Raw genomic sequence first — 23,052 nt, forward strand, 5'->3', positions numbered from 1 at the left:
CGGACACCGAGTCAAATGTATAAGCCTATCGGCTGCCAAGCTATCTGGACGCAAAGCCGATGGACAGATAAGAGGGGGCTCGAATGATGTCAATGTTGAAGCAGCAAACCGTTGATCGCTTCGTTTAGGCAAAATTCTGCCGTAATCATAGCCCGTACCGGTCCTCCCAAGGAGAAATTGACCTATGAACCAATTCCGTAAAACCCTTTCATTGATGACTGCTGCTGTATTGTTGACCGGTGTTTCTTCCGTGGCGATGGCCCAGGATGCCGGAAAAACGGAAGCTCCCAAGGCGGACGCGCCCAAAGCAGAAGCTGCGAAGGTCGATCCCAACAAGGTACTTGCCACCATTAATGGTGACAAGATCACGTCAAAGGACGTTGACCAGATCTCCGCTGATCTTGACCCGCAGTTTGCACGTCTGCCTGATGATCAGCGTCGTTTGGCCGCTCTGGCTGCTATTATCGATATCAAGGCACTCGCTGCCAAGGCGGAAGCCGAAAAGCTTGATGACACGCCTGAGTTCAAGGCACGCATGCAGTTTCTGAAAGATCGTGCCCTGCACAATGATTTCTTCAAGCAGCAGGTTGTCGACAAGATCAGCGATGCTGATGTGCGTGCCCGTTATGACAAGGAAATGGCGGCAATGCCGCCGCAGAACGAAGTTCGTGCCCGTCATATTCTGGTAAAGACAAAAGAAGAAGCTGAAGCGATCATCAAGCAGCTTGATGGCGGTGCATCCTTCGAAGATGTTGCCAAGGCCAAGTCAACCGACGGTTCGGCGGCACAGGGTGGCGATCTCGGCTACTTCGCGGCCGGACAGATGGTTCCGGAATTCGAAAAGGCAGCCATGGCGCTTGACGTCGGAAAATACACCAAGGAACCTGTCCAGACACAATTCGGCTTCCATGTCATCAAGCTGGAAGACAAGCGTGTTCAGCAGCCACCGGCATTTGACCAGGTCAAGGATCAGGTCAAGTCCATCCTCATTCGTGAGCGCTATGTGGAGCTGGTGAAGAAGGAACGTGCCGACCTGAAGATTCAGTACACGGATCCGGAAACAGAAAAGGCCATCAAGGCGGCAACTGATTCCCAGGAACAGTAGAATTTTTGGCCCGGGGGGAGACCTCCGGGCCTTGATCCCTCAAAAAATGCGCCTGCACTGAACCTTGTCAAACACCTTTTCGAGGTAACCGATGTCTACGTCTGTCTCTCCCCTGGCTCCCAAACACGTACCGGCCATGCCGGAAATTCATGGTGTCAGAATCGCAACCGCTGAAGCCGGGATCAAGTACAAGGGCCGAACGGACGTTCTCCTTGTCGTATTCGACAAGCCCGTGGCAGTGGCAGGTGTGTTCACCCGGTCGAAATGTCCGTCGGCGGCCGTGGATTTTTGCCGCGACAGCCTGACCGGCGGTAAAGCCCGGGCGGTTGTCGTCAATTCCGGCAATGCCAATGCCTTCACCGGCAAGAAGGGCCGCGAGTCAACCAAGGCGACGGCTGCGGCAGCAGCCAAGGCAATCGGCTGCAAGCCAAGCGAGGTGTTTCTCGCCTCGACCGGCGTTATCGGTGAACCGCTGGATGCCGGCAAGTTCAGCCATTTGCTTGAAGACATGGCCAAAAGCGCCACAGCGGAACGCTGGCAGGATGCGGCCAGTGCCATCATGACAACCGATACATTCCCTAAGGTTGCAACCGAAACCGTCCTGCTCGGCGGTGTACCGGTAACCATCAACGGTATTGCCAAAGGCGCAGGCATGATCGCGCCTGACATGGCGACCATGCTGTCCTTTGTGGCCACCGATGCACCGATTGCCTCGGATATCCTGCAAAAACTCCTGTCCAAGTCGGTCGGCAAGAGCTTCAATTCCGTGACGGTCGACAGCGATACATCGACGTCGGATACGTTGTTGCTCTTTGCGACAGGTTCGGCCGCTGAACGCGGTGCCGAGCCGGTAACGAAGGAAAAGGACAAGCGCCTGAAGGCCTTTGCCAAGGCGCTCGACAAAGTTCTGAAGAGCTTGGCGCTGCAGGTGGTGCGGGACGGCGAGGGTGCCCGCAAGATGCTTGAGATCACAGTGACGGGTGCAACGTCATCCCGTTCGGCAAAGCGTATCGCGCTGTCGATTGCCAATTCACCGCTGGTCAAGACTGCCGCTGCGGGCGAGGACGCCAACTGGGGCCGCATCGTCATGGCCGTGGGCAAGGCTGGCGAGCCCGCCGACCGTGACCGCCTTGCCATCTGGTTTGGCGATATTCGCGTGGCGCGCCATGGCGAGCGCGATCCGGACTATTCGGAAGCAGCGGCATCCGACTACATGAAAAATGAGGATATCGCCGTCAAAGTCGATATAGGACTTGGCAAGGGCAAGGCCACTGTGTGGACCTGTGACCTCACCAAGGAATATGTGGCAATCAACGGCGACTATCGCAGCTGATGGAAATGGCCGACAGTTCCACGCAACTCGCACCGATCAGGCAGATTGAGGCAGTCGGGTTCAGAGCCTGGCCCGCGTCCTCGGTTCATTATGACGGCAGCTGGGCTATCCGCTTGACGGCGAGCCATCCGTCCAAGCGGTTGAACTCCGTCAACCCGCTCGATCCCGGCGATACGGATAATCTGGAAGAGCGCGTCGCCCAGGCTATCAAGCGGTTCCGTGCCTGTGGCCGGCAGCCGGTGTTTCGCTTGTCGCCGCTCGCGCCAAAAGCGTTGGATGCCTATCTGGACACGCTGGGGTGGACACGGTTTGACGAGTCGCTTGTGATGCTGGCAGATCTTGCGACGGTTGATCTCTCCGATGCAATCGACCAGATTCCGCTGCAGGACATCGGCTGGTACGTTGATGCCGCCGTGCAGGTTCAACAGGAAAATCCGGCATTGAAACCCGGTTTGCTTGAGGTCATCAGTGCCATTCGCCCGGCAAAGGGCCTGTTTGTCATTGAAGAAGGTGACGAACCAGTTTCCACAGCGATCTGTGTGCATGACGGTGCACTGGCAGGTCTTTTCAATATTGGAACGCTGGCTGACCGCCGGCGTAAGGGATATGGGCGCATGATCGTCAAATCGGCGATCAAATGGGCCGTGCAGCATGGCGCCAAGCGGGGCTGGCTGCAGGTGGAAGCGGACAATGCCGGGGCCATCGCGCTTTATGAGAAGATTGGATTTACCGAGGCCTACCGCTATGCCTACCGGCGGGCGCCAGAAGAATGAGTGACGCTCCGAAACACCCTTTGCTGCTGGTGACGGCCTGTGCCCTTGTCGATGCTGACGGGCGGGTGCTGCTCACCCAGCGGCCGGAAGGCAAATCGCTGGCCGGGCTATGGGAGTTCCCCGGCGGCAAGGTTGAACCCGGCGAGACGCCCGAAGAAAGCCTGATCCGGGAGTTGCAGGAAGAACTGGGAATCACGGTCAAACCGGCATGCCTTGCGCCGCTGACCTTTGCCAGTTTTACCTATGAGAAATTCCATCTGCTGATGCCATTGTTCATCTGCCGCCGCTATGAGGGTATTCCGCGCTCCATGGAAGGTCAGGTGTTGAAATGGGTGCGCCCGAAAGACATGCGCGATTATCCCATGCCACCGGCCGATATCCCGCTTATTCCCTTCTTGATAGATCTTCTCTGACCGACAAACGTGGTTAAGATTTCATCACCGCGAAATTAACCCAAATCGTTAATCGATCCTTCACGCGAATGGGCGACTTTTAGTCAATTCCGGATCAATTTTTCCAGGTGGGGCATGGGTTATAAATTCGACAATCTCGACGATGCTTCGGCACAGACACGGACATTTCTGGGTGCAGGAACAGGCGTCCTGCGCATAACCCTGCTGTTCGGATCTGCTGCGATCGCACTCGCGCTGGTTGTCGCTCCGCTTGCAGACCGCAAGTCGAAATCCGTGGTCGACTACGCTTCGAGCAAATCGATTGATGAGATGTCGACGGGCTCGATCAAAAAAGCTGCACCAAGCGAATATACGATCCGCCGCAGCGTCTTGCAGAAATCGCCCACGTCCGTGTGCATTATCAACAGCGACGGCAGCAAAAGCGGCGACTGCTGAGCCCGCAGGCTATTTCTTTTCCAGCGTTTCGACATCTTTGAGGAAATCGGCGAGCGACGCCTTGGCCGAGCCCGGTTTCAGCGGCTTCTGCTGCGATTCATGCGCAGCCCATCCGGACATCCAGATGAATGAAAAGGTTGCCCTGATGCGACCGTCCGGATCGCTGAAGCGTTCCGCGTAGATTTCAGCCGCCCGCATGAAAAACCGGCGCGTGAGCGGTTTGCGCGAGCGGCCAAGCAGAATATTCTGCATGCCCATGGCCCGCAAATCCCGCATCAGCGCAAAGAGGGAATCGTAGCGTACTGTGTAGGTTTCGATATCCGTGACGGGCAGGGTAAAGCCCGCACGCTGCAGCAGACCGCCGACATCGCGTACATCGGCAAAGGGGGCAACACGGGGCGAGGCGCCGCCGCTTATTTCGCTTTCGGTGGCGAGCAGGACCTCGCGCAATTCCGTCAGGGTAGCTTCGCCAGCCATGGCCCCGAGGAACAGGCCATCCGGCTTCAGCGCACGCCTGATCTGCAGGAGCGTCCCGGGCGTGTCGTTGGTCAGGTGCAGCGACAGGAGCGAAACAATCAGACCGGTGCTCGCCGGTTTCAGGGGCAGGATTTCCTCATCGGCAACGACGGACGGAAAAGCGCTGTCGAGAAAACGGGCATCCTGTTCAACGCGAATGATGGTCTGTGCCTTGCCGGAGCGCGCGATCGCCTTTGCCGCCAGTCCCGTGTGGCTGGCAAGATCAACGGCGACGTCAAAACTGCGCTCGACGGCGGAGAGGCGGTCTTCCAGATCGTCAGCGGCGCGGGCAAGCAGGAAATCGCCGGTCATCCCATGTTGCTGCAGCGCGCGCACGCGCCTTTGCCGAAGCAGATTACGATCGAAGATCTTGTGCTGATCCATTCCGAATTTCTCTGATCAATGTATAGTTCTACCCGCTAAATGCGTCGCCCCGGATGGAATTGCAATGGAAACTGCCCGCGCTTTTGCGCGCATCATGACAAATCGCCTGTTCATGCTGCTGTTCCCGCCAACGTGTGCGGAATGCCAGAGCCTTGTCTCCCAGCCGGGAAGCCTTTGCGCGGCCTGCTGGTCAAAAGTGCGTTTTATCGAGAAGCCCTATTGTCCGGTGCTTGGCATTCCCTTCAGTCATGATCTCGGTGCGGACATTCTGTCGGCCGAGGCCATAGCCGATCCGCCGCCGTTTCACCGTGCCCGGTCCGTTGCCGTCTATGAGGGGGCAATCAGTACGATGGTTCACCGGCTGAAATACAGCGACCGGACTGATCTTGGTCCCTGGATGGCGGGGTGGATGGCGCGCGCGGGCAGCGAATTGCTGGCCGAATGCGATGTCATCGTGCCTGTGCCGCTGCATATGCGGCGCTTCTGGTTCCGCCGGTTCAATCAATCTGCCGAACTCGCCCGCCATCTCGGCAGAATCAGCGGCAAGCCGTTTGAACCCGGTGCATTAAAGCGCATCAAACCGACCCGGCAGCAGGTCGGGCTTGGGCACAATGAACGTACAGCCAATGTCAGAGGCGCGTTCAAGGTGCTGGAAAGTCAGGATATCAAGGTGCGCGGACGCAATGTTCTTCTGATCGATGATGTCTACACAACCGGGGCCACGGTGAAGGCTGCAACGCGCGCCCTGCTGCGCGGCGGCGCTTCCAGGGTCGATGTCTTGACCTTCGGACGGGTTCTGTCGAAAGAATTATCCGTCTAACAGGTGTTTTGCAGAAAAAACGGGTCTTTGCGCTTTGAATGCGCGTGCTTATATAGATCACATATCGGAGTATGATGATGGTTGATGTCACAATCTATACGCGCGATGGCTGTGGCTATTGCTCGGCCGCCAAGGGCCTTCTGGACAAGAAGGGTGTTGCCTTTGTCGAACACAATGCGACTGTTGAGCCGGATGCGCGGTCGGCCATGCTGGCGCGTGCCAATGGACGCACGACCTTTCCGCAGATTTTCATCGGTGCGGTTCATGTGGGTGGTTGTGACGACCTTTATGCGCTTGAGCAGCAGGGCCGTCTTGATCTGCTGCTGAAGACCGGCGAACTGGCTTAAGGATCAGATGATGAGCTCATTTCGTGCTGCTGCCATCCAGATGCGCTCAGGCGTTGATCCCCAACGCAATGCGGCGGATCTTGCAGGTTATGTTGCCGATGCGGTCGGCAAAGGCGCGGTTTACGTGCAGACGCCGGAGATGACTGGTGCATTGCAGCGGGATCGCAAGGCGTTGGCCAGTGTCCTGCGCGGGGAGGCGGATGACATCATTGTTCGCACAGCGTCGGAGCTTGCGGCGCAGCATGGCATTCACTTGCATATCGGCTCGACGGCTATTGCGCGTGAAGACGGCAAGATCGCCAACCGCGCCTTTCTGTTCGGCCGCGATGGCAAGGTCATCACGCGCTATGACAAGATCCATATGTTCGATGTCGACCTCGACAATGGTGAAAGCTGGCGGGAATCCGCGGTCTATGCACCGGGTTCGGATTCTGTCGTTGCCACGCTTCCCTTCGCCCGGCTGGGTCTCGCCATCTGCTACGACGTGCGCTTCCCTCAACTCTTCCGCGCCCAGGCCGTAGCCGGTGCTTCGGTTCTGACGGCCCCCGCTGCGTTCACCCGCCAGACCGGTGAAGCCCATTGGCATATTCTCCAGCGCGCCCGCGCCATTGAAAACGGTGCTTTTGTCATTTCGGCAGCGCAGGGCGGCGTGCATGAGGATGGCCGTGAAACGTTTGGTCATTCGATCATTGTTGCGCCGTGGGGTGAGGTTCTGGTCGAAGCCGATCATGCAGACCCGACGGTGATCGTCGCGGACGTTGATCCGTCCCTGAGTGCGGCGGCCCGGTCTAAAGTCCCCAACCTTAAAAACGCCCGTCCTTTTGGCGTGGTCATTCAGTCGGATGACGGCCAGAGCGAAAGACAGTCGGCCGCGTCATGATCCGTTTTTCCCTTCACTGTGCACAGGAACACGAATTCGAGGGGTGGTTCCGCAGTAATGACGATTTTGACACCCAGTCGAAGAAGCATCTGGTCACGTGTCCGGTGTGCGGTTCGCACAAGGTGGAAAAGGCGCTGATGGCGCCTTCCGTGACGACGGCACGACAAAAGGACAAGATGGCCGTTGCCATGAGCAAAATGGTCAATGAGCTGAAGGACGTTGCCCGCAAGGTGCGCGAGAACGCCGATTATGTCGGCGCTGATTTTGCCGAGGAAGCACGTAAGATCCATTTCGGTGAAGCGGACCAGCGCGGGATTTACGGCGAAGCCTCAGGCGATGAAGTGAAGTCGCTGCTGGAAGACGGCGTCGATATCATGCCTCTGCCGACCTTTCCTGAAGACCACAATTGACCTTGCCACTTTAGCGCGAACGTCTAAGCTGCCGCAGTCTTCACAGTCCTGCCGGATGCATCCATGCCATTTTTGAATTCCGCTCCCGCGCTGCTCATTTTGACCGGCGCTTTCCTCGGATTGACTTTGCCGTTCGGAAAACTGGCCTTTGGCGCTGGAGTAACACCCGCCGTCTGGGCCTTTGTGATTTCGACAGGCGCCGGAACGGTGTTGCTCACCGCATTCCTGGCCATGGGCAAACGACCACTCCTCAATGCGCGCATGGCCCGGTATTATCTCGTGACGGCGCTGATTTCCTACGCAATCCCCAATCTGATGACCCTTTCGGCCATTCCGCATCTCGGTTCGGGCTTTACCGGCATCATGTATACGCTGTCGCCGGTTTTCACGCTTTTGCTCTCCATGCTCTTCAAGATCAAAAGACCCAATATGCTGGGGCTTCTCGGCATTTTCGTGGGGTTCGCCGGGGCCGTCCTCGTTGGCTTCACACGGGGGCAGGTGGGGCAGCCGGCCGAACCATTCTGGGTTGTGATTGGCCTGCTGATTCCGGTTCTGCTGGCTCTCGGCAATGTCTATCGCACCATCGACTGGCCGGAAGGCGCCGATCCGACCGAGCTTGCTGCAGGCAGTCATCTGACGACAGCCGTGCTGCTTATCCCGGTTATATTCTACGTCAGCGGCAGTTTTGCCGTTGAGCCGCTCGGCAATGTGCCCTGGCTGGTTGTGGCGCAGGTTCTGGCATCCACCTGCATGTTTGCCCTGTATTTCCGGCTGCAGGCCGTTGGCGGCCCGGTATATCTCAGCCAGATAGGCTATGTCGGAGCGGCGGTGGCGCTGATCGCAGGAACGCTGTTTCTCGGTGAAGTCTATCAACTCGCAACGTGGGCAGGAGCTGTTATCATCACCATCGGTGTCTTGATGACCACAAAAGCCCAGCGTATGGCTGCGAAAGCTACGGCCTGATCGCCAGCACCATGTAATTGACATTGGTGTCGGTCGAGCGGTTCCAGCTGTCGGCGAGCGGATTGTAGGTGACGCCTACTGTTTCCGTGATCTCGAGCCCGGCCCGCGTCAGCGGTCCCTCCAGCTCTTCCGGGCGAACCAGCTTTTCATATTGATGGGTGCCGCGCGGCAACCAGCGCAAGACATATTCGGCGCCGAAAATGGCAAGACCGAGCGCCTTCAATGTGCGGTTGATGGTGGCAACAAAGGTCAAGCCACCCGGTTTTACCATTTGCGCGCAGGCGGTGAGGTAAAGCTCCACATCGGCAACATGTTCAACAACTTCCATGTTCAGGACGATATCGAACTGTTCCCCGGCTTCCGCCAGCGCTTCGGCTGTCGTGGCACGGTAATCGATATCGAGGCCGCTCTGAACAGCATGAATTTTGGCAACCTCGATATTGGTCTCGCTGGCATCTGCACCGACAACGGCAGCGCCAAGCCGGGCCATCGGCTCACACAGCAGGCCACCGCCGCAGCCGATATCGAGCAGGCGCAGTCCGGCAAACGGCTTAGGGTTGTTCGGATCGATGCCGTAATGGGCGCAAACCTTCTCCTTGATGTAGGCAAGGCGCGTCGGATTGAACTTGTGCAGGGGGCGGAATTTGCCTTGAGGGTTCCACCACTCGGCGGCCATGCGCGAAAAACGGTCTACTTCGGCGGCATCAATCGTGCTGCGTTGGGCTTCGGTCATGGCAACGTCCTTTTTGCTGCCTCTGGAGTGGCCCCTTCCTGCAAAAAATGTCAAGACGCATTTTCTGCAGGGGTAAACAGTCGCAGAACTATTGTGCGTGGTTCGTGGTTCGACAAGCTCACCATGAGGGAGATTAGTGCTGCAAGGCTAATTGGAGAGATTGCAGAATATAAACCTTGCAATCCTCACTCCCTTTCATGGAGAGCCTCAATCGCCCTCATGGTGAGCTTGTCGAACCACGCATGACCGGTTTTGCAACACCGCGAATGAATGCGTCCCCCGTGTTCTTGCAGTTGCGTCATAATTTCGTTATGGGAAACCGCGCTCCGCTTTCGACTGAGCGGATCGTTTTAGATCCCATTTTCAAGCCTTTCCAGAACGGTATTTCCCATGGCACGCATTGTGATGAAATTCGGCGGCACTTCGGTGGCCGATATTGACCGCATCCGTAATGTGGCCCGGCATGTCAAACGTGAAGTTGATGCAGGGCACGAAGTCGCGGTCGTCGTTTCCGCAATGGCAGGAAAAACCAACGAACTCGTCGCCTGGACCCGCCAGACTTCACCGATGCATGATGCACGCGAATATGATGCGATTGTCGCTTCGGGCGAGCAGGTGACGGCCGGATTGCTTGCAGTCGCCCTGCAACATATGGGCGTGCACGCGCGGTCCTGGCAGGGCTGGCAGATTCCGATCAAGACCGACAACGCCCATGGCGCCGCACGTATCATCGATATTGATGGTTCTTTCCTGATCGAACGATTCAAGGAGGGCCAAGTCGCCGTTATCGCCGGTTTCCAGGGTATCGGCCCCGATAACCGCATTTCGACGCTCGGCCGCGGTGGTTCGGATACAAGTGCCGTGGCGATTGCGGCGTCGGTCAAGGCAGATCGCTGCGATATCTATACGGATGTCGATGGCGTCTACACCACGGACCCGCGCGTTGAGCCAAAGGCCCGCAGGCTTTCACGTATTTCGTTTGAAGAAATGCTTGAGATGGCATCACTTGGGGCGAAAGTTCTGCAGGTGCGATCCGTTGAGCTTGCGATGGTGCATAAAGTGCGCACATTTGTGCGATCCAGTTTTGAAGACCCCGATGCGCCGGGCATGGGTGATCTGATCAATCCGCCCGGCACTCTTATTTGCGACGAGGAAGAAATCGTGGAACAGCAGGTTGTAACAGGAATTGCCTACGCCAAGGACGAAGCCCAGATTTCGTTGCGCCGTGTTGCAGACCGCCCCGGTATTTCCGCCGGCATTTTCGGCCCACTGGCCGAAGCGCACATCAACGTCGACATGATCGTCCAGAATATCTCCGAGGACGGATCAAAGACCGACATGACCTTCACCGTTCCCTCGGGTGATCTCGACAAGGCGCTGGCTGTTCTGGAAAAGGTCAAGGCCGAGATCGGCTGTGACATCATCCAGTCGGAAGCCGGCATGGTCAAGGTTTCGGTGATCGGCATCGGTATGCGAAGCCACGCGGGCGTTGCGGCAACGGCATTCCGCGCATTGGCAGACAAGGGCATCAACATTCGCGCCATCACCACGTCGGAAATCAAGATTTCCATTCTTATCGACGGCCCCTATGCGGAACTTGCAGTGCGGACTTTGCATTCTGTCTACGGTCTGGATAAGCATTAGAATACTGTCTATGACAGAGATTCTGTTTGTCGGTGAACGTCTCGACTGACATGATGAATCAAAGAGTTGATTGGCAAGATCATTCCGGTCTTGCCGATATTGTTATGGAGCAGATGGGTGCCCACACGCGAGCAGATATCAGGCCCTCGTGTCATGCTGAAGCGTCTCCGCGAATTGATGGCGGAGGCTCTTGAGCCGCAGGAGAGACTTGACCGTATTGTTCGCGAAATCGCGCAGAACATGGTCGCGGAGGTGTGCTCATTCTACGTGCTGCGCTCGGACGGCGTTCTTGAGCTCTACGCGACGGAAGGTTTGAACCCGTCCGCAGTTCACCTGGCGCAGTTGCGGCTTGGCCAAGGTCTGGTAGGTACGATTGCCTCGAGCGCCCGGCCGCTGAACCTGACGGATGCCCAGACCCATCCCGCCTTCGCCTACCTGCCGGAGACGGGCGAAGAAATCTACAACTCGTTCCTTGGTGTGCCGATCCTGCGGGCAGGCCGCACGCTTGGCGTTCTGGTCGTGCAGAACCGGACCAAGCGCGTCTATCGCGAGGATGAGGTTGAAGCGCTCGAAACCACGGCGATGGTGCTGGCGGAAATGGTTGCAGCAGGCAGTCTCACCCGTCTGGCACGGCCGGGTGTCGAGCTCGATCTTGGCAAGCCCATGAGCTTTTCAGGCAGTGCCTTCAATGATGGTGTCGGCCTTGGCCATGTCGTGCTGCACGAACCGCGCATCGTTGTCACCAACCTCTTCAATGAAAACATCGATACGGAAATCGATCGGCTTGAGACCTCGCTGGGTTCGCTGCGTATTTCCATCGACGACATGCTGTCACGCCGAGATGTGGCGTTTGAAGGCGAGCACCGCGAGGTATTGGAAGCCTATCGCATGTTCGCGCATGACACGGGCTGGGTGCGGCGTCTCGAAGAGGCGATCCGCAATGGTCTGACCGCCGAAGCGGCCGTGGAGAAAGTACAGAGCGACACCCGTGCGCGAATGATGCATCTGACCGATCCCTATATGCGCGAGCGGCTCAGCGATTTTGACGATCTTGCCAACCGGTTGCTGCGCCAGCTGATGGGCCGCGATGTGAAGACCATGGCCGGTTCGCTGGCCAAGGATGCCATTATCATAGCCCGTTCCATGGGTGCTGCTGAACTCCTGGACTATCCGCGCGAACGTCTGCGCGGACTGGTGCTGGAGGACGGGGCGGCGACGAGCCATGTGGTGATCGTGGCACGTGCAATGGGCATTCCCGTTGCCGGTCAGGTCAAGGGCGTCGTGTCCATGGCTGAAAACAATGATGCTGTCATCGTTGATGGTGATGACGGCCGGGTGCATTTGCGTCCACAGGCGGATGTTGAAGCGGCCTATTCGGAAAAAGTCAAATTCCGCGCCAAGCGTCAAGCGCTCTACCGTGAATTGCGTGACAAACCCTCCGTCACCAAGGACGGCGTGGCCATCTCGTTGCTGATGAATGCCGGATTGCTGGTTGATCTGCCGCAACTGGCGGAAGCCGGCGCGGCGGGTATTGGCCTGTTCCGCACGGAACTGCAATTCATGGTGGCTTCGACTTTCCCCCGGGCGGAACAGCAGGAGCGGCTCTACCGTTCAGTGCTGGATGCAGCCGGCGACCGTCCTGTGACATTCCGCACGCTGGATATCGGCGGCGACAAGGTGCTTCCATACTTCCGCAGCAACGTGAATGAAGAAAACCCGGCCATGGGCTGGCGTGCCATCCGGCTGACGCTTGATCGTCCCGGCCTGTTGCGTACACAGGTTCGTGCCCTGCTGAAGGCAGCCGGTGGCCGTGAACTGCGCCTGATGATCCCGATGGTCACGGAAGTGGCTGAGGTGCGCAAGGCGAGCGAGCTGATCAATCGCGAAGTGCAGCATCTGTCGCGCTTTGCCTACAATCTGCCGACACGGGTGAAGATCGGCGCTATGGTCGAAGTGCCGTCGCTGCTGTGGCAGCTCGACGAGCTGATGTCTGTCGTGGATTTTGTTTCGGTTGGTTCCAACGATCTGTTCCAGTTCGTCATGGCGGTTGATCGGGGCAACTCGATGATCACCAACCGCTTTGACAACCTGTCGGTGCCGTTCCTGCGGGTGCTGCGCCAGATCGCTCAGGCGGGCATTCGCAACAATACGGACGTGACATTGTGCGGCGAAATGGCCGGCAAACCGCTTTCCGCCATGGCGCTGATTGGTTTGGGTTTCCGCTCCATCTCCATGTCACCGGCGTCCATTGGTCCCGTCAAGGCCATGCTGGGCACACTCGATGTCGGGGAACTGCATGCGCAGCTGACCGACGCCATCGACAATCACGGCGACACGGGCTCCCTGCGGCATGTCCTGAACAAATTCGCAGAGCGAACAGGCGTTCCACTGTGAAATCTTCAGAGGTAGCAAACTAAAATGATGTCCATTCCGCAGGATCGTATGGATCAGCTGCTGAAGCGGTTCTCCATGATTGAAACGCAGATGGCGAGCAATCCGGATTCCGATACCTACGTCAAGCTGGCGTCGGAATATTCGGAGCTTGAACCTGTGGTTGCCAAGATCCGTGACCTGATTGCATCGCGCAGCGAAGCCGACGATCTGAAAAGCATGCTCGATGATGCGGCAACCGACAAGGATATGCGCGAGCTGGCCGAGGCGGAGCTGCCTGATATCAACGAGCGCATTGAAACACTCGAGCAGGAAATTCAGGTCCTGCTTCTGCCGAAGGACGTTGCAGACGAGCGCAATGCGATTCTCGAAATCCGTGCCGGTACGGGCGGCTCGGAAGCGGCGCTGTTTGGTGGCGATCTGTTCCGCATGTATGAGCGCTACGCGGCAGCCAATGGCTGGCGGGTGGAACTGATTTCCGGAAGTGACGGAGAAGCGGGCGGCTACAAGGAAGTGATCGCCATGGTTTCCGGCAAGGGTGTTTTTGCCAAGCTGAAGTTCGAATCGGGTGTCCATCGCGTTCAGCGCGTGCCGGACACGGAAGCCAGCGGTCGCATTCATACGTCCGCCGCAACCGTTGCCGTGCTACCGGAAGCCGAAGAAATCGACATCGATATCCGCGCCGAAGATATCCGTATCGACACGATGCGCGCGTCAGGATCGGGCGGGCAGCACGTCAACACGACGGACTCGGCGGTGCGTATCACCCATATTCCATCGGGTATCGTCGTCGTGCAGGCGGAAAAATCCCAGCACCAGAACCGCGCCCGCGCCATGCAGGTTCTGCGCTCCAGGCTGTTTGACATGCAGCGGCAGAAGGCTGACAGCGAGCGCTCGGAGGCGCGGCGCAGCCAGGTTGGCTCCGGCGACCGTTCGGAGCGCATCCGTACCTATAACTTTCCGCAGGGCCGTGTCACCGATCACCGCATCAACCTGACGCTCTACAAGCTCGACCGTATCATGGAAGGCGACCTCGATGAATTGATCGGCGCGCTTATTTCCGACCATCAGACGGCACTCCTCGCCCAGATGAATGACGGATACTGAGAGGAATGGCTGAGGCCCGTCTTGCCGATGTCCATGCTCAGGCGCGTTCGCGGCTGACAAGGGCCGGAATCGCGGGGGCTGACCTTGATGCGCGGCTTCTTGTGGAATGGGTAACCGGTTTCGACCGGCTTGAAACGTTCCGCAATCCCGACAATCCCGTTGCGAATGACGTCCTGGCCAGACTTGATGTTGTCCTTACCCGGCGAATCAATGGCGAATCAGTGCATCGAATCATCGGCAAACGTGAATTCTTCGGGCTGGAGTTTTCTCTGTCCGCTGACACATTGGAGCCGCGGCCTGACACGGAAGCATTGGTGGAACTTGCTTTGCCATTCCTGCACCAACGGGTTGCGGAGAACGGAATTGCTGATCTTATCGACCTTGGAACCGGCACAGGAGCGATCGCGATTGCACTGCTCGAACAGGTCCGGAACCTGCGCGCAGTCGGTGTTGATAAGGCGCCCGGTGCACTCGCAACGGCACGTGAAAATGCGCGCCTGAACAAAGTTTCCAGCCGTTTCGCCGCGCTGCATTCGAATTGGTTTGCAGAAGTAACTGGCGGATTTGACATGATTATTTCCAATCCACCCTATATCCGCTCGAAGGATATTCCGGCTCTGCAACCCGAAGTGTCGGTGCATGATCCGATCCTGGCACTCGACGGCGGGCCGGATGGTCTTGAGCCCTACCGGATCATTGCTGCGCAGGCAGATGGTCACCTTCATGCGCGCGGGGCCGTTGCGGTGGAAATCGGCTTTGACCAACGTGCAGATGTCGAAGCAATTTTTGCAGGAACAGGTTTCGCTCTGAAGGGTCTGCAGAAGGATATTGCGGGGCACGAAAGAGCAATGTTGTTCATGAAGACATAAAATTATTGAAAAAAGGCTTGGAATTTGTCGCGAAGGCGGCTAGTTTCCAATCACCGCTCTAAACCGAACAAGTCTGGTTTTGCCTATCAAGAGATTGATACGGAATTTTCCGGGTGTTTGATTTCTCATCGGAATTGTTCTTGGGGAAATGGTTTTTGCGGAAGCACAAAAGTTTTATGAACTTTGGATGCGATTGAAGCGCGGGGCGCGCTTCAGGTCGGCACTTGAGAAGCGAAGCTTTTTGACTCAAATGGTGAGCAAATTAGCGCCCCTGATTTTCTGAAAAGAGATAAGTATGAGGCCAGTACAGCAGAATAGGCGCATGCGCGGACGCGGTAACAACAACCGTAAAGGTCCCAACCCACTTTCCCGTAATTATGAGAGCAACGGTCCCGACGTTAAAATCCGGGGAAATGCTCAGCACGTCGCCGAAAAATACACCACCCTTGCGCGCGACGCGCAGAGCAGTGGTGATCGCGTGATGGCAGAAAACTATCTTCAGCACGCCGAACATTATAATCGAATCATTCTTGCTGCTCAGGCTCAGGCACCTGTCCAGTATCAGCGCGATGACCGCGATGATCAGGACGACGACGGCGTTTACGATGATGACGGCAATGAACAGCAGCAGGATCGTCCTATCCAGCACCAGCAGATCAATGGCAGCGGACCGCAGCCGGTGATTGAAGGTACGCCTGCGGAAGTTGCCTATGGTGAAGAGCCGGTCAGCCAGCGCCAGCCGCACCGTCAACAGCGCAGACAGTACGATCAGAATCCCGTTGCTGAGCAGAGCGCATCCAGCAACGAAGATGAGAGTGAAGCGGAATCCGGTGAAACTCAGGATGCTGCCGAAGCAAAGCCAGCGCGCCGCGCACCGCGTGGTCGCAGGCCAGCACGTCCTCGCGAGCCGCGAGTGACCGAGGAAAACGCAGCTCCCGCTGCCACTGCTGCCGATACAGCCAATGATCTCTCTCCGGCAAGCATTGTTGCCGAAGTGAAGAAGCGCCGGGCAGCTGTCGAATCCGACGTCTGATCGCCTGATAAAACGTGATTTTGAGAAACGGCGCGGAGATCATCCCGCGCCGTTTTCTTTTTTAAATTTCCTCCTTTGGGAGTATCTTGCGAGAGCAGGAAAGCATTCCCATATGAACTCTGATCGCATGGATCTGCCTCTTGCAGGGGATCCGTCACCAGAGGACTCCAGAATGCCGCTTAAAGGGTTCTGGAGAAAAGGAGACAAAGAATGAATCTTGAAAAATACACGGAGCGCGTTCGCGGCTTCATACAGTCTGCACAGACGTTTGCACTCTCTTCCAACAATCAGCAGTTTGCACCGGAGCATTTGCTCAAGGTTCTCGTGGATGATGAGGAAGGACTTGCTGCATCGCTGATCGAGCGGGCAGGCGGACGCATTGATGATGTGCGCCTGGGATTACAGGCTGCGCTCAATGCCCTGCCGAAAGTAACCGGCGGCAATGAGCAACTCTATCTTGCACAGCCGCTTGCGAAGGTTTTCGCGACAGCGGAAGAGATTGCAAAGAAAGCTGGCGACAGTTTTGTCACGGTCGAACGGCTGCTGACGGCACTTGCCATCGAGAAATCTGCAAAGACCTCGGAGATTTTGAGCCGTGCCGGTGTGACCGCCGCGGGCCTAAATGCGGTTATCAATGATATTCGCAAGGGCCGGACAGCAGATTCGGCATCCGCCGAGAACACTTACGATGCCTTGAAGAAATATGCGCGCGATCTGACTGCCGATGCACGGGCGGGCAAACTCGACCCCGTTATCGGCCGGGATGATGAAATCCGCCGGACGATCCAGGTTCTGTCGCGGCGTACGAAGAACAACCCTGTTCTTATCGGTGAACCCGGCGTTGGCAAGACGGCGATTGCCGAAGGGCTGGCGCTGCGCATCGTCAATGGTGACGTGCCGGAGTCCCTGAAGGACAAGCAGTTGATGGCGCTCGATATGGGTGCGCTGATTGCTGGTGCGAAATATCGCGGTGAGTTCGAGGAACGGCTGAAGGGTGTGCTTTCCGAAGTGCAGTCAGCCAACGGGGGTATTATCCTCTTCATTGATGAAATGCACACACTGGTCGGCGCTGGCAAAGGCGAAGGGTCGATGGACGCTTCGAACCTGTTGAAGCCTGCGCTTGCGCGCGGTGAACTGCATTGCGTTGGCGCGACCACGCTCGACGAGTATCGCAAGCACGTCGAAAAGGACCCGGCATTGGCCCGACGGTTCCAGCCGGTGTTTGTCGATGAGCCATCGGTCGAGGATACAATTTCGATCCTGCGCGGATTGAAGGAGAAATACGAACAGCATCATAAGGTTCGGATTTCCGATTCGGCTCTGGTTGCTGCTGCGACCCTGTCGAACCGCTACATCACCGACCGGTTTCTGCCCGACAAGGCGATCGATTTGATTGACGAAGGCGCTGCTCGTCTGCGGATGCAGGTGGATTCCAAACCGGAAGAGCTCGATGAAATCGACCGCCGCATCATGCAGCTGAAGATCGAACGCGAGGCCTTGAAGGTCGAGAAGGACGATGCATCGAAGGATCGTCTGGAAAGGCTGGAAAAGGAACTGGTGGAGCTTGAAGAGCAGTCCACCGCCCTGACCAATACATGGCAGGCGGAAAAGCAGAAACTCGGTCATGCGGCTGATCTGAAAGGTCAGCTGGATGATGCACGCAATGCCCTGGCTGCAGCGCAGCGTAACGGTGAATTCCAGAAAGCGGGTGAGCTTGCCTATGGCACGATCCCGCAATTGGAAAAACAACTGGCACAGGCCGAGCAACAGGATGGATCGACGTCGATGGTCGAGGAAATCGTGACGCCGGATCATATTGCACAGGTTGTTTCCCGCTGGACCGGCATCCCGGTTGACCGGATGCTGGAAGGCGAACGCGAAAAGCTGTTGCGGATGGAAGATGAACTGGCCAAGCGGGTTATCGGACAGGGCGAAGCGGTTCAGGCTGTTTCCAAGGCTGTCCGGCGTGCGCGTGCTGGTCTTCAGGATCCGAACCGGCCCATCGGTTCGTTCATCTTCCTGGGACCAACCGGTGTTGGCAAGACAGAGCTGACCAAGGCTCTGGCCTCGTTCCTGTTCAGTGACGAGACCGCAATGGTACGGCTCGACATGTCCGAATACATGGAAAAGCATTCGGTCTCCCGGCTGATCGGAGCGCCTCCTGGTTATGTCGGATATGAGGAAGGCGGAGCATTGACGGAAGCGGTTCGCCGCCGGCCCTATCAGGTGGTCCTGTTTGACGAGATCGAAAAGGCGCATCCGGATGTTTTCAACGTCCTGCTGCAGGTGCTTGATGATGGCCGTCTGACGGATGGTCAGGGCCGTACGGTGGACTTCCGCAATACGCTGATCATCATGACGTCCAATCTCGGTGCGGAATATCTGACCGCGCTTGGGGAAGATCAGGATGTGGAAAGTGCGCGTGAGGATGTCATGAACGTGGTCAAGGCTTCGTTCAGACCGGAATTCCTCAACCGTGTTGACGAGATCATCCTGTTCCATCGCCTGAAGCGGAACGAAATGGGTGCGATCGTGGCGATTCAGATGGAGCGTTTGCAGTCCTTGCTGACGGATCGCAAAATCACCATCAAGATCGATGAGGATGCTACCAACTGGCTGGCCGACAAGGGCTATGACCCTGCCTACGGGGCACGCCCGCTGAAACGGGTGATCCAGAAGCAGGTGCAGGACCCGCTGGCAGAGAAGATTCTGCTTGGCGACATTCTTGACGGCTCGACCGTAAAGATTACCGCCGGTTCGGACCGGCTTAATTTCCGGTCGGTCAAGTCTGCTCCGGAGCGGGAAAAGAGTGAAGCTGCCTGATTGCTGCACGGCAATGAGGCAAAGAAATAAAATGGCCGCCGCATGGCGGCCATTTTCATGTCCGGTTCATCCTGTAAATGCGACGATAAAAAACCCGCATTAACCATAAAGACAGGAAAATCGGTCATTTATGCTTAAGAGTGGGTTAGCGGAAACCGGAAGTTGAAAATATGACGTTTCGTCATCTGATTGTGTTTGCATCGCTGTTCGTCGCCGCTTTGGCGGCGCTTGTACCTGTCGCGTCCGCACAGGCTGCGAGTGTATCTGCACGGGAAAGCGCGGGTGATGCCCCTGTTGTCGTTGCGCAATTGTTCGAATCAGATCGGCGGCCACGCCGCGATGAGTATCGCGTTTATTTCGATGAGTATGGGCGGCGCGTCACACTGGATCGCCGGGGACGTGTGGTTTCTGTCGAGGAGCCGCGCAACGACATCAATAACGGCCGCGGGGCAGACTATTTCCCCGATGCGCCGCAGGATTCCTACGACACGGAGTCCATTCCGGAGGATCCGTATGGGAATCGTCCCAATGATCCATATCAGGGACAACAGACGCAGCCTTCCGAGCGCGATTACCGCACGGTCGAGCGCGCGCCGCTGCCGCCTGCCAACAGCGATTCGGATATTCCTCCGGCAAATCCCGGCCTGATCGATCCGGAGATGCCGGGTGAAAACCTCGCCGCCCCGCCGTCCCAGGAAGCAATTCCGGCACATCCCAATCCGGCCCCGACAGTGCAACTGCCAAAGGGGCAGGGTGCGAAGGCCAAGATTGCGGCGATTCAGGTTTTGCTCGATCGAATCGGTGTGTCTCCGGGTGTCATCGATGGACGCAAGGGCGGCAACGTCGACAAAGCCGTGGCAGCTTTCGAAGAAATGACCGGCCAGACATTCGATCCGCTCAATGATGCCGGGATCAATGCCTCGCTTGAGCAAACGGGCGGGCCCGCTTTTGTTCCCTATACCATCACATCGGAAGATGCGGCCTATCCGTTCGTGGCGTCGATCCCCGAAGATTACAGCCACAAGGCACAGCTGGAACGGATGGCCTTCACATCCGTTACCGAGATGCTTGCCGAACGCTTTCACATGGATGAAGCTTACTTGAAGGAAATCAATCCGGGGGCTGATTTCAATCGGCCGGGTGTCGTCGTTCAGGTTGCCAGCACCGGCCAGAATGTCGGCGGTGCCGTTACCAAGATCATCGCTGACAAGGGCCGCAAGCAGGTGCGCGGCTATAATGCCGAGGGTCGCCTGATCGTGGCCTATCCCGCGACCATCGGTTCAACGGATACGCCATCGCCGTCGGGTATTGTTCAGGTGGAGCGCATCGCGCTCAATCCAAATTACACCTATAATCCCAAGCTCAACTTCAAGCAGGGTGAAAATGACAAGGTACTCACCATTCCACCGGGGCCGAACGGACCGGTTGGTACGGTGTGGATTGCCCTGTCAAAACCAACCTATGGTATTCATGGCACGCCAGAACCCTCGAAGATCGGCAAGACGAACAGTCACGGCTGTGTCCGTTTGACGAACTGGGATGCAACGGAACTGTCGAAGCTCGTGCAGAAGGGTGTGACGGTCGAATTTCACGAGTGAAGCCGACGGGGCGCCTTGAGTCCGGATGCATTCCAGCCCTGCCGGCACGAGGCTCTCCGGCACAACGCGGGTGCTGCTCTAACCGCTGGCCGCCATCTTCGGCGCGTTGTTGTTGTCGTCTTTCAGGAGCTGATCGATGCGTTCGCGCTCGCGTTTGAATGCAACGAGGTCATCACCGTCAAGCGCCCGGCCGCCAGGCAGACGGATGCGCATCGGGTCGACCTTGGAGCCGTTGACAATGACTTCATAGTGCAGGTGCGGGCCGGTCGAGAGGCCTGTCGATCCGAGATAACCGATAACCTGTCCTTGCCGGACACGGGTACCGGGTACCACACCAGCCGCAATGGCGTTCTGGTGCGAATAACTGCTTTCGTACCCATTGGAATGGCGCAGAACGGTCTGGTTGCCATAGCCATTGGTCCAGCCTGCCCGCTCGACAACACCATTGCCCGCAGCAATGATCGGCGTACCGCGCGGTGCGGCCCAGTCAACGCCGGTGTGCATGCGGGAATAACCGAGGATCGGATGGCGACGCATGCCGAAGGGGGAACGGAAGACACCGTTCGGGACGGGATTGCGCAGCAGGAACTGTTTCGAGCTTTTGCCGGACTCGTCGTAATAGTCGGTTGAACCGTCACCGGAATGGAATCGGTAGAATTTACGCAGGTTGCCGCCAAAATTGGCGGCGACATAGAGTATCTCCGATTCGTCGCCGGCTTTTTCCGAATCGGCCGGCAGGGAGAAAAATGCTTCCAGCTGATCCGTCGGTGCGAGCTGCGCCTGGAAATCCACGTCCGATGCCAGCATGCGTATCAATTGCTGGATCATCGTATCGGTCATGCCATAGGCTATGCCCGCGCGATAAATGCCATCATAGACTGTCGGGAGATCGCCCGGTTGACGCGAGGAGGGCGGATTGTCGTCGAAAGCCACCTGGAGGCCCGGAGTCATTTCCGGTTCGTCCGCCGGGACGTACTGATCTTTGTCGTTGAGGGCGATCGTCAGAATATGGGTTGTGCCGTTGTAGACACTGGCACGCATGATACGATCTACACTGTCACGGGATTCGATCCCCAGTCGCAATACGCTGCCACCTTTGAGGCGTGGCGAATTCAGCAGCTTCGATATCGCCTCGGACATGCCGATGGCATCGTCATTCTCATATCCGGCATCGCTGAAGGCGCTGAGAAGGTCCTTGTCGTTGCGGAAGGGGATGAGTTCTTCGGAATAGCCATGGCTTTCTGAATCCTCGCTGACGCGCGGCGCAACGCTGACATTTTCCTGAATGATTTTGACGGCAAGGGGATTGCGCAGGTTGAAGGGATCTTCGTCCGCACCAAAGCGCAGCGGATCCACATAATGCAGCGAAGCCACCTGAACCGCGCCGTCCGTCAGCAAAGCGCCGGTGTTGCGTACGACTTCTTCCACATCGTCGGCACTCAGATCGTCGGACGGATCAAATTGGGCTGTAGCGAGCGGAAAATCCACCGTGCGCAGGCTGACTTCACTTTCAACCTTGGCACCATAGATCAGCCCGGTCTTGGGCGTGGGGTCGGTTCCTTCGTTGGCCTCCGCAAACACGTCAAGCGGATTGAACCCCGGATATTTGCGATTGCTGTTATGGACAGAGGCCAGTGCGATACGGACATATTCAAATGGCGTGGAGCGGATGACGTCCCGTTCGCCCTCTTTAAACACGGTGGAGACATCAAGACGCCGGCGGTCGCGGTTGCGCCGGACCGGTGTGGTCGCAGCAACACGGGCACCCTTGGTAACATCATTGCCGTCCTTGGCGGCCGGCATTGTATTGCGGGCCATCAGCTCGGGCGGGGTTGCCAATTGTTCGCGACCATCAAGAGCTGCAAACAATGCAACACCCATCAGCATGCTTGAGGTGATTCCGGTCAGAAAGGTACCAGCCAGCCATCGCGCCGATATTTCCCGGCGATCGGGCGGGCCGCGACGCCCATCCGTAATCAACGGCGGTTCGTTGCCCGGATCGATTGATGAGTGCCCCTCGTACTCTTTCATTACTTAAGTGTCGATCCTGTCGCCGTTATTGATGCAGGCTTTGTCTGATTTTTCGGCGCGTGCCGACCAGCCGTTTACTGGTACGAAGTCAACAAGGCCGCAGTTTTGCCCTCGTGGCTCCCATCTGTCAACGCGCCGGACACGAAGAGTGCCTATATATAAGGAAACACGCCAGAATGGATTGAAATGTGCCCCGCGCATGGGAGGCAGCGCTAGGGTTTGAATTGGGCATGTTTGTGGCCGGAGTGATCACAATTCACTTCGGCGGCTTATTTGCCGGCGCTCCGTCCAGCAAACACGGGGGTGTGGATAAGTCATGTCACATTTTTGATAAAAAGTTCGAAATCGCTGTTGACAGTTTTGGGATGTGGGGTCTATATACCGACACAACGAGGGCGGGGCGCCGCTGGCGGTTGCTGAATGCGCCCTAAAGGAAGCTCTTAA

The 23,052-nt window shown here is 57.3% G+C and carries 20 protein-coding genes; 17 read left to right on the forward strand and 3 right to left on the reverse strand.

The window, feature by feature from the left end; all coding sequences use genetic code 11:
* Window positions 1–184: 184 nt before the first annotated feature.
* The 5 genes from FHW16_RS25950 (at window position 185) to FHW16_RS25970 (ending at window position 4,059) form a co-directional block, all read left to right on the forward strand.
* Window positions 185–1,105 carry a peptidylprolyl isomerase gene (locus FHW16_RS25950; RefSeq protein ID WP_182552164.1) on the forward strand — a complete coding sequence of 307 codons (921 nt, stop codon included), beginning with the start codon at window positions 185–187 and terminating at the stop codon, window positions 1,103–1,105.
* A 91-nt stretch (window positions 1,106–1,196) separates the two neighbouring features.
* Entirely contained in the window at window positions 1,197–2,438 is a 1,242-nt protein-coding gene (gene argJ / locus FHW16_RS25955) for a bifunctional glutamate N-acetyltransferase/amino-acid acetyltransferase ArgJ (RefSeq protein WP_182552165.1), read from the forward strand.
* 5 nt (window positions 2,439–2,443) lie between these two features.
* Complete coding sequence (locus FHW16_RS25960) at window positions 2,444–3,211, forward strand: GNAT family N-acetyltransferase (RefSeq protein ID WP_182552166.1); 768 nt, start codon at window positions 2,444–2,446, stop codon at window positions 3,209–3,211.
* Window positions 3,208–3,624, forward strand: a complete 417-nt coding sequence (locus FHW16_RS25965; protein WP_182552167.1) for a (deoxy)nucleoside triphosphate pyrophosphohydrolase — start codon at window positions 3,208–3,210, stop codon at window positions 3,622–3,624. The genes FHW16_RS25960 and FHW16_RS25965 overlap by 4 nt, the downstream gene beginning before the upstream one ends.
* Before the next feature lie 114 nt (window positions 3,625–3,738).
* Window positions 3,739–4,059 (forward strand): hypothetical protein, encoded by a 321-nt coding sequence (locus FHW16_RS25970; protein WP_182552168.1) that lies wholly within the window; start codon window positions 3,739–3,741, stop codon window positions 4,057–4,059.
* 9 nt (window positions 4,060–4,068) lie between these two features.
* On the opposite strand, the gene FHW16_RS25975 is transcribed toward FHW16_RS25970, so the two are convergent.
* Window positions 4,069–4,959: a methyltransferase domain-containing protein gene (locus FHW16_RS25975; protein ID WP_182552169.1), complete on the reverse strand. Its 891-nt coding sequence runs from the start codon at window positions 4,957–4,959 to the stop codon at window positions 4,069–4,071.
* 64 nt (window positions 4,960–5,023) lie between these two features.
* Between FHW16_RS25975 and FHW16_RS25980 the strand changes: the two genes are divergently transcribed.
* The 5 genes from FHW16_RS25980 to FHW16_RS26000 all read left to right on the forward strand — a co-directional run bounded on the left by FHW16_RS25980 (window position 5,024) and on the right by FHW16_RS26000 (window position 8,379).
* The gene (locus tag FHW16_RS25980; protein ID WP_182552170.1) at window positions 5,024–5,779 is read left to right on the forward strand and encodes a ComF family protein; all 756 of its coding nucleotides are present in this window, start codon (window positions 5,024–5,026) and stop codon (window positions 5,777–5,779) included.
* A 77-nt stretch (window positions 5,780–5,856) separates the two neighbouring features.
* Window positions 5,857–6,126 (forward strand): glutaredoxin 3, encoded by a 270-nt coding sequence (grxC, locus tag FHW16_RS25985; protein ID WP_182552171.1) that lies wholly within the window; start codon window positions 5,857–5,859, stop codon window positions 6,124–6,126.
* Between the two features lie 10 nt (window positions 6,127–6,136).
* Window positions 6,137–7,006, forward strand: coding sequence for a carbon-nitrogen hydrolase family protein (locus tag FHW16_RS25990; protein WP_182552172.1), 870 nt, complete (start codon window positions 6,137–6,139; stop codon window positions 7,004–7,006).
* Window positions 7,003–7,416, forward strand: a complete 414-nt coding sequence (locus FHW16_RS25995; protein WP_182552173.1) for a DUF1178 family protein — start codon at window positions 7,003–7,005, stop codon at window positions 7,414–7,416. Before FHW16_RS25990 ends, FHW16_RS25995 begins: the two co-directional genes overlap by 4 nt.
* Before the next feature lie 63 nt (window positions 7,417–7,479).
* The gene (locus FHW16_RS26000; RefSeq protein ID WP_182552174.1) at window positions 7,480–8,379 is read left to right on the forward strand and encodes a DMT family transporter; all 900 of its coding nucleotides are present in this window, start codon (window positions 7,480–7,482) and stop codon (window positions 8,377–8,379) included.
* Here the strand turns inward: FHW16_RS26000 and ubiG are convergent.
* Window positions 8,369–9,112, reverse strand: a complete 744-nt coding sequence (gene ubiG, locus FHW16_RS26005; RefSeq protein WP_182552175.1) for a bifunctional 2-polyprenyl-6-hydroxyphenol methylase/3-demethylubiquinol 3-O-methyltransferase UbiG — start codon at window positions 9,110–9,112, stop codon at window positions 8,369–8,371. The genes FHW16_RS26000 and ubiG overlap by 11 nt on opposite strands.
* Before the next feature lie 390 nt (window positions 9,113–9,502).
* Here ubiG and FHW16_RS26010 point away from each other — a divergent pair, with 390 nt between their 5' ends.
* The 7 genes from FHW16_RS26010 (at window position 9,503) to FHW16_RS26040 (ending at window position 20,577) form a co-directional block, all read left to right on the forward strand.
* Window positions 9,503–10,756 carry an aspartate kinase gene (locus tag FHW16_RS26010; RefSeq protein WP_182552176.1) on the forward strand — a complete coding sequence of 418 codons (1,254 nt, stop codon included), beginning with the start codon at window positions 9,503–9,505 and terminating at the stop codon, window positions 10,754–10,756.
* Window positions 10,757–10,909: 153 nt separating this feature from the next.
* Window positions 10,910–13,150, forward strand: a complete 2,241-nt coding sequence (ptsP, locus tag FHW16_RS26015; RefSeq protein ID WP_182552177.1) for a phosphoenolpyruvate--protein phosphotransferase — start codon at window positions 10,910–10,912, stop codon at window positions 13,148–13,150.
* Between the two features lie 24 nt (window positions 13,151–13,174).
* On the forward strand, window positions 13,175–14,254 hold the full coding sequence (gene prfA / locus FHW16_RS26020; protein WP_182552178.1) for a peptide chain release factor 1: 1,080 nt from the start codon (window positions 13,175–13,177) through the stop codon (window positions 14,252–14,254).
* Window positions 14,255–14,259: 5 nt separating this feature from the next.
* Window positions 14,260–15,123, forward strand: a complete 864-nt coding sequence (gene prmC, locus FHW16_RS26025; protein ID WP_182552179.1) for a peptide chain release factor N(5)-glutamine methyltransferase — start codon at window positions 14,260–14,262, stop codon at window positions 15,121–15,123.
* Window positions 15,124–15,418: 295 nt separating this feature from the next.
* Complete coding sequence (locus tag FHW16_RS26030) at window positions 15,419–16,156, forward strand: DUF4167 domain-containing protein (protein ID WP_210278281.1); 738 nt, start codon at window positions 15,419–15,421, stop codon at window positions 16,154–16,156.
* Window positions 16,157–16,366: 210 nt separating this feature from the next.
* Window positions 16,367–18,979, forward strand: a complete 2,613-nt coding sequence (clpB, locus tag FHW16_RS26035) for an ATP-dependent chaperone ClpB (RefSeq protein ID WP_182552181.1) — start codon at window positions 16,367–16,369, stop codon at window positions 18,977–18,979.
* A gap of 170 nt (window positions 18,980–19,149) precedes the next feature.
* Window positions 19,150–20,577: a L,D-transpeptidase gene (locus tag FHW16_RS26040; RefSeq protein ID WP_182552182.1), complete on the forward strand. Its 1,428-nt coding sequence runs from the start codon at window positions 19,150–19,152 to the stop codon at window positions 20,575–20,577.
* Window positions 20,578–20,655: 78 nt separating this feature from the next.
* Here the strand turns inward: FHW16_RS26040 and FHW16_RS26045 are convergent, their stop codons facing one another.
* On the reverse strand, window positions 20,656–22,608 hold the full coding sequence (locus FHW16_RS26045; RefSeq protein ID WP_182552183.1) for a M23 family metallopeptidase: 1,953 nt from the start codon (window positions 22,606–22,608) through the stop codon (window positions 20,656–20,658).
* Window positions 22,609–23,052: the final 444 nt, after the last annotated feature.

The sequence above is a fragment of the Phyllobacterium myrsinacearum genome, assembly GCF_014138285.1.
Classification (GTDB): domain Bacteria; phylum Pseudomonadota; class Alphaproteobacteria; order Rhizobiales; family Rhizobiaceae; genus Phyllobacterium; species Phyllobacterium myrsinacearum_A.

Bases quoted from the DNA above. Each gene is read 5' to 3' on its own strand.
- FHW16_RS25950 (WP_182552164.1), top strand. From the start codon at position 185: ATGAACCAATTCCGTAAAACCCTTTCATTGATGACTGCTGCTGTATTG.
- argJ (WP_182552165.1), top strand. From the start codon at position 1,197: ATGTCTACGTCTGTCTCTCCCCTGGCTCCCAAACACGTACCGGCCATG.
- FHW16_RS25960 (WP_182552166.1), top strand. From the start codon at position 2,444: ATGGCCGACAGTTCCACGCAACTCGCACCGATCAGGCAGATTGAGGCA.
- FHW16_RS25965 (WP_182552167.1), top strand. From the start codon at position 3,208: ATGAGTGACGCTCCGAAACACCCTTTGCTGCTGGTGACGGCCTGTGCC.
- FHW16_RS25970 (WP_182552168.1), top strand. From the start codon at position 3,739: ATGGGTTATAAATTCGACAATCTCGACGATGCTTCGGCACAGACACGG.
- FHW16_RS25975 (WP_182552169.1), bottom strand. From the start codon at position 4,959: ATGGATCAGCACAAGATCTTCGATCGTAATCTGCTTCGGCAAAGGCGC.
- FHW16_RS25980 (WP_182552170.1), top strand. From the start codon at position 5,024: ATGGAAACTGCCCGCGCTTTTGCGCGCATCATGACAAATCGCCTGTTC.
- grxC (WP_182552171.1), top strand. From the start codon at position 5,857: ATGGTTGATGTCACAATCTATACGCGCGATGGCTGTGGCTATTGCTCG.
- FHW16_RS25990 (WP_182552172.1), top strand. From the start codon at position 6,137: ATGAGCTCATTTCGTGCTGCTGCCATCCAGATGCGCTCAGGCGTTGAT.
- FHW16_RS25995 (WP_182552173.1), top strand. From the start codon at position 7,003: ATGATCCGTTTTTCCCTTCACTGTGCACAGGAACACGAATTCGAGGGG.
- FHW16_RS26000 (WP_182552174.1), top strand. From the start codon at position 7,480: ATGCCATTTTTGAATTCCGCTCCCGCGCTGCTCATTTTGACCGGCGCT.
- ubiG (WP_182552175.1), bottom strand. From the start codon at position 9,112: ATGACCGAAGCCCAACGCAGCACGATTGATGCCGCCGAAGTAGACCGT.
- FHW16_RS26010 (WP_182552176.1), top strand. From the start codon at position 9,503: ATGGCACGCATTGTGATGAAATTCGGCGGCACTTCGGTGGCCGATATT.
- ptsP (WP_182552177.1), top strand. From the start codon at position 10,910: ATGCTGAAGCGTCTCCGCGAATTGATGGCGGAGGCTCTTGAGCCGCAG.
- prfA (WP_182552178.1), top strand. From the start codon at position 13,175: ATGATGTCCATTCCGCAGGATCGTATGGATCAGCTGCTGAAGCGGTTC.
- prmC (WP_182552179.1), top strand. From the start codon at position 14,260: ATGGCTGAGGCCCGTCTTGCCGATGTCCATGCTCAGGCGCGTTCGCGG.
- FHW16_RS26030 (WP_210278281.1), top strand. From the start codon at position 15,419: ATGAGGCCAGTACAGCAGAATAGGCGCATGCGCGGACGCGGTAACAAC.
- clpB (WP_182552181.1), top strand. From the start codon at position 16,367: ATGAATCTTGAAAAATACACGGAGCGCGTTCGCGGCTTCATACAGTCT.
- FHW16_RS26040 (WP_182552182.1), top strand. From the start codon at position 19,150: ATGACGTTTCGTCATCTGATTGTGTTTGCATCGCTGTTCGTCGCCGCT.
- FHW16_RS26045 (WP_182552183.1), bottom strand. From the start codon at position 22,608: ATGAAAGAGTACGAGGGGCACTCATCAATCGATCCGGGCAACGAACCG.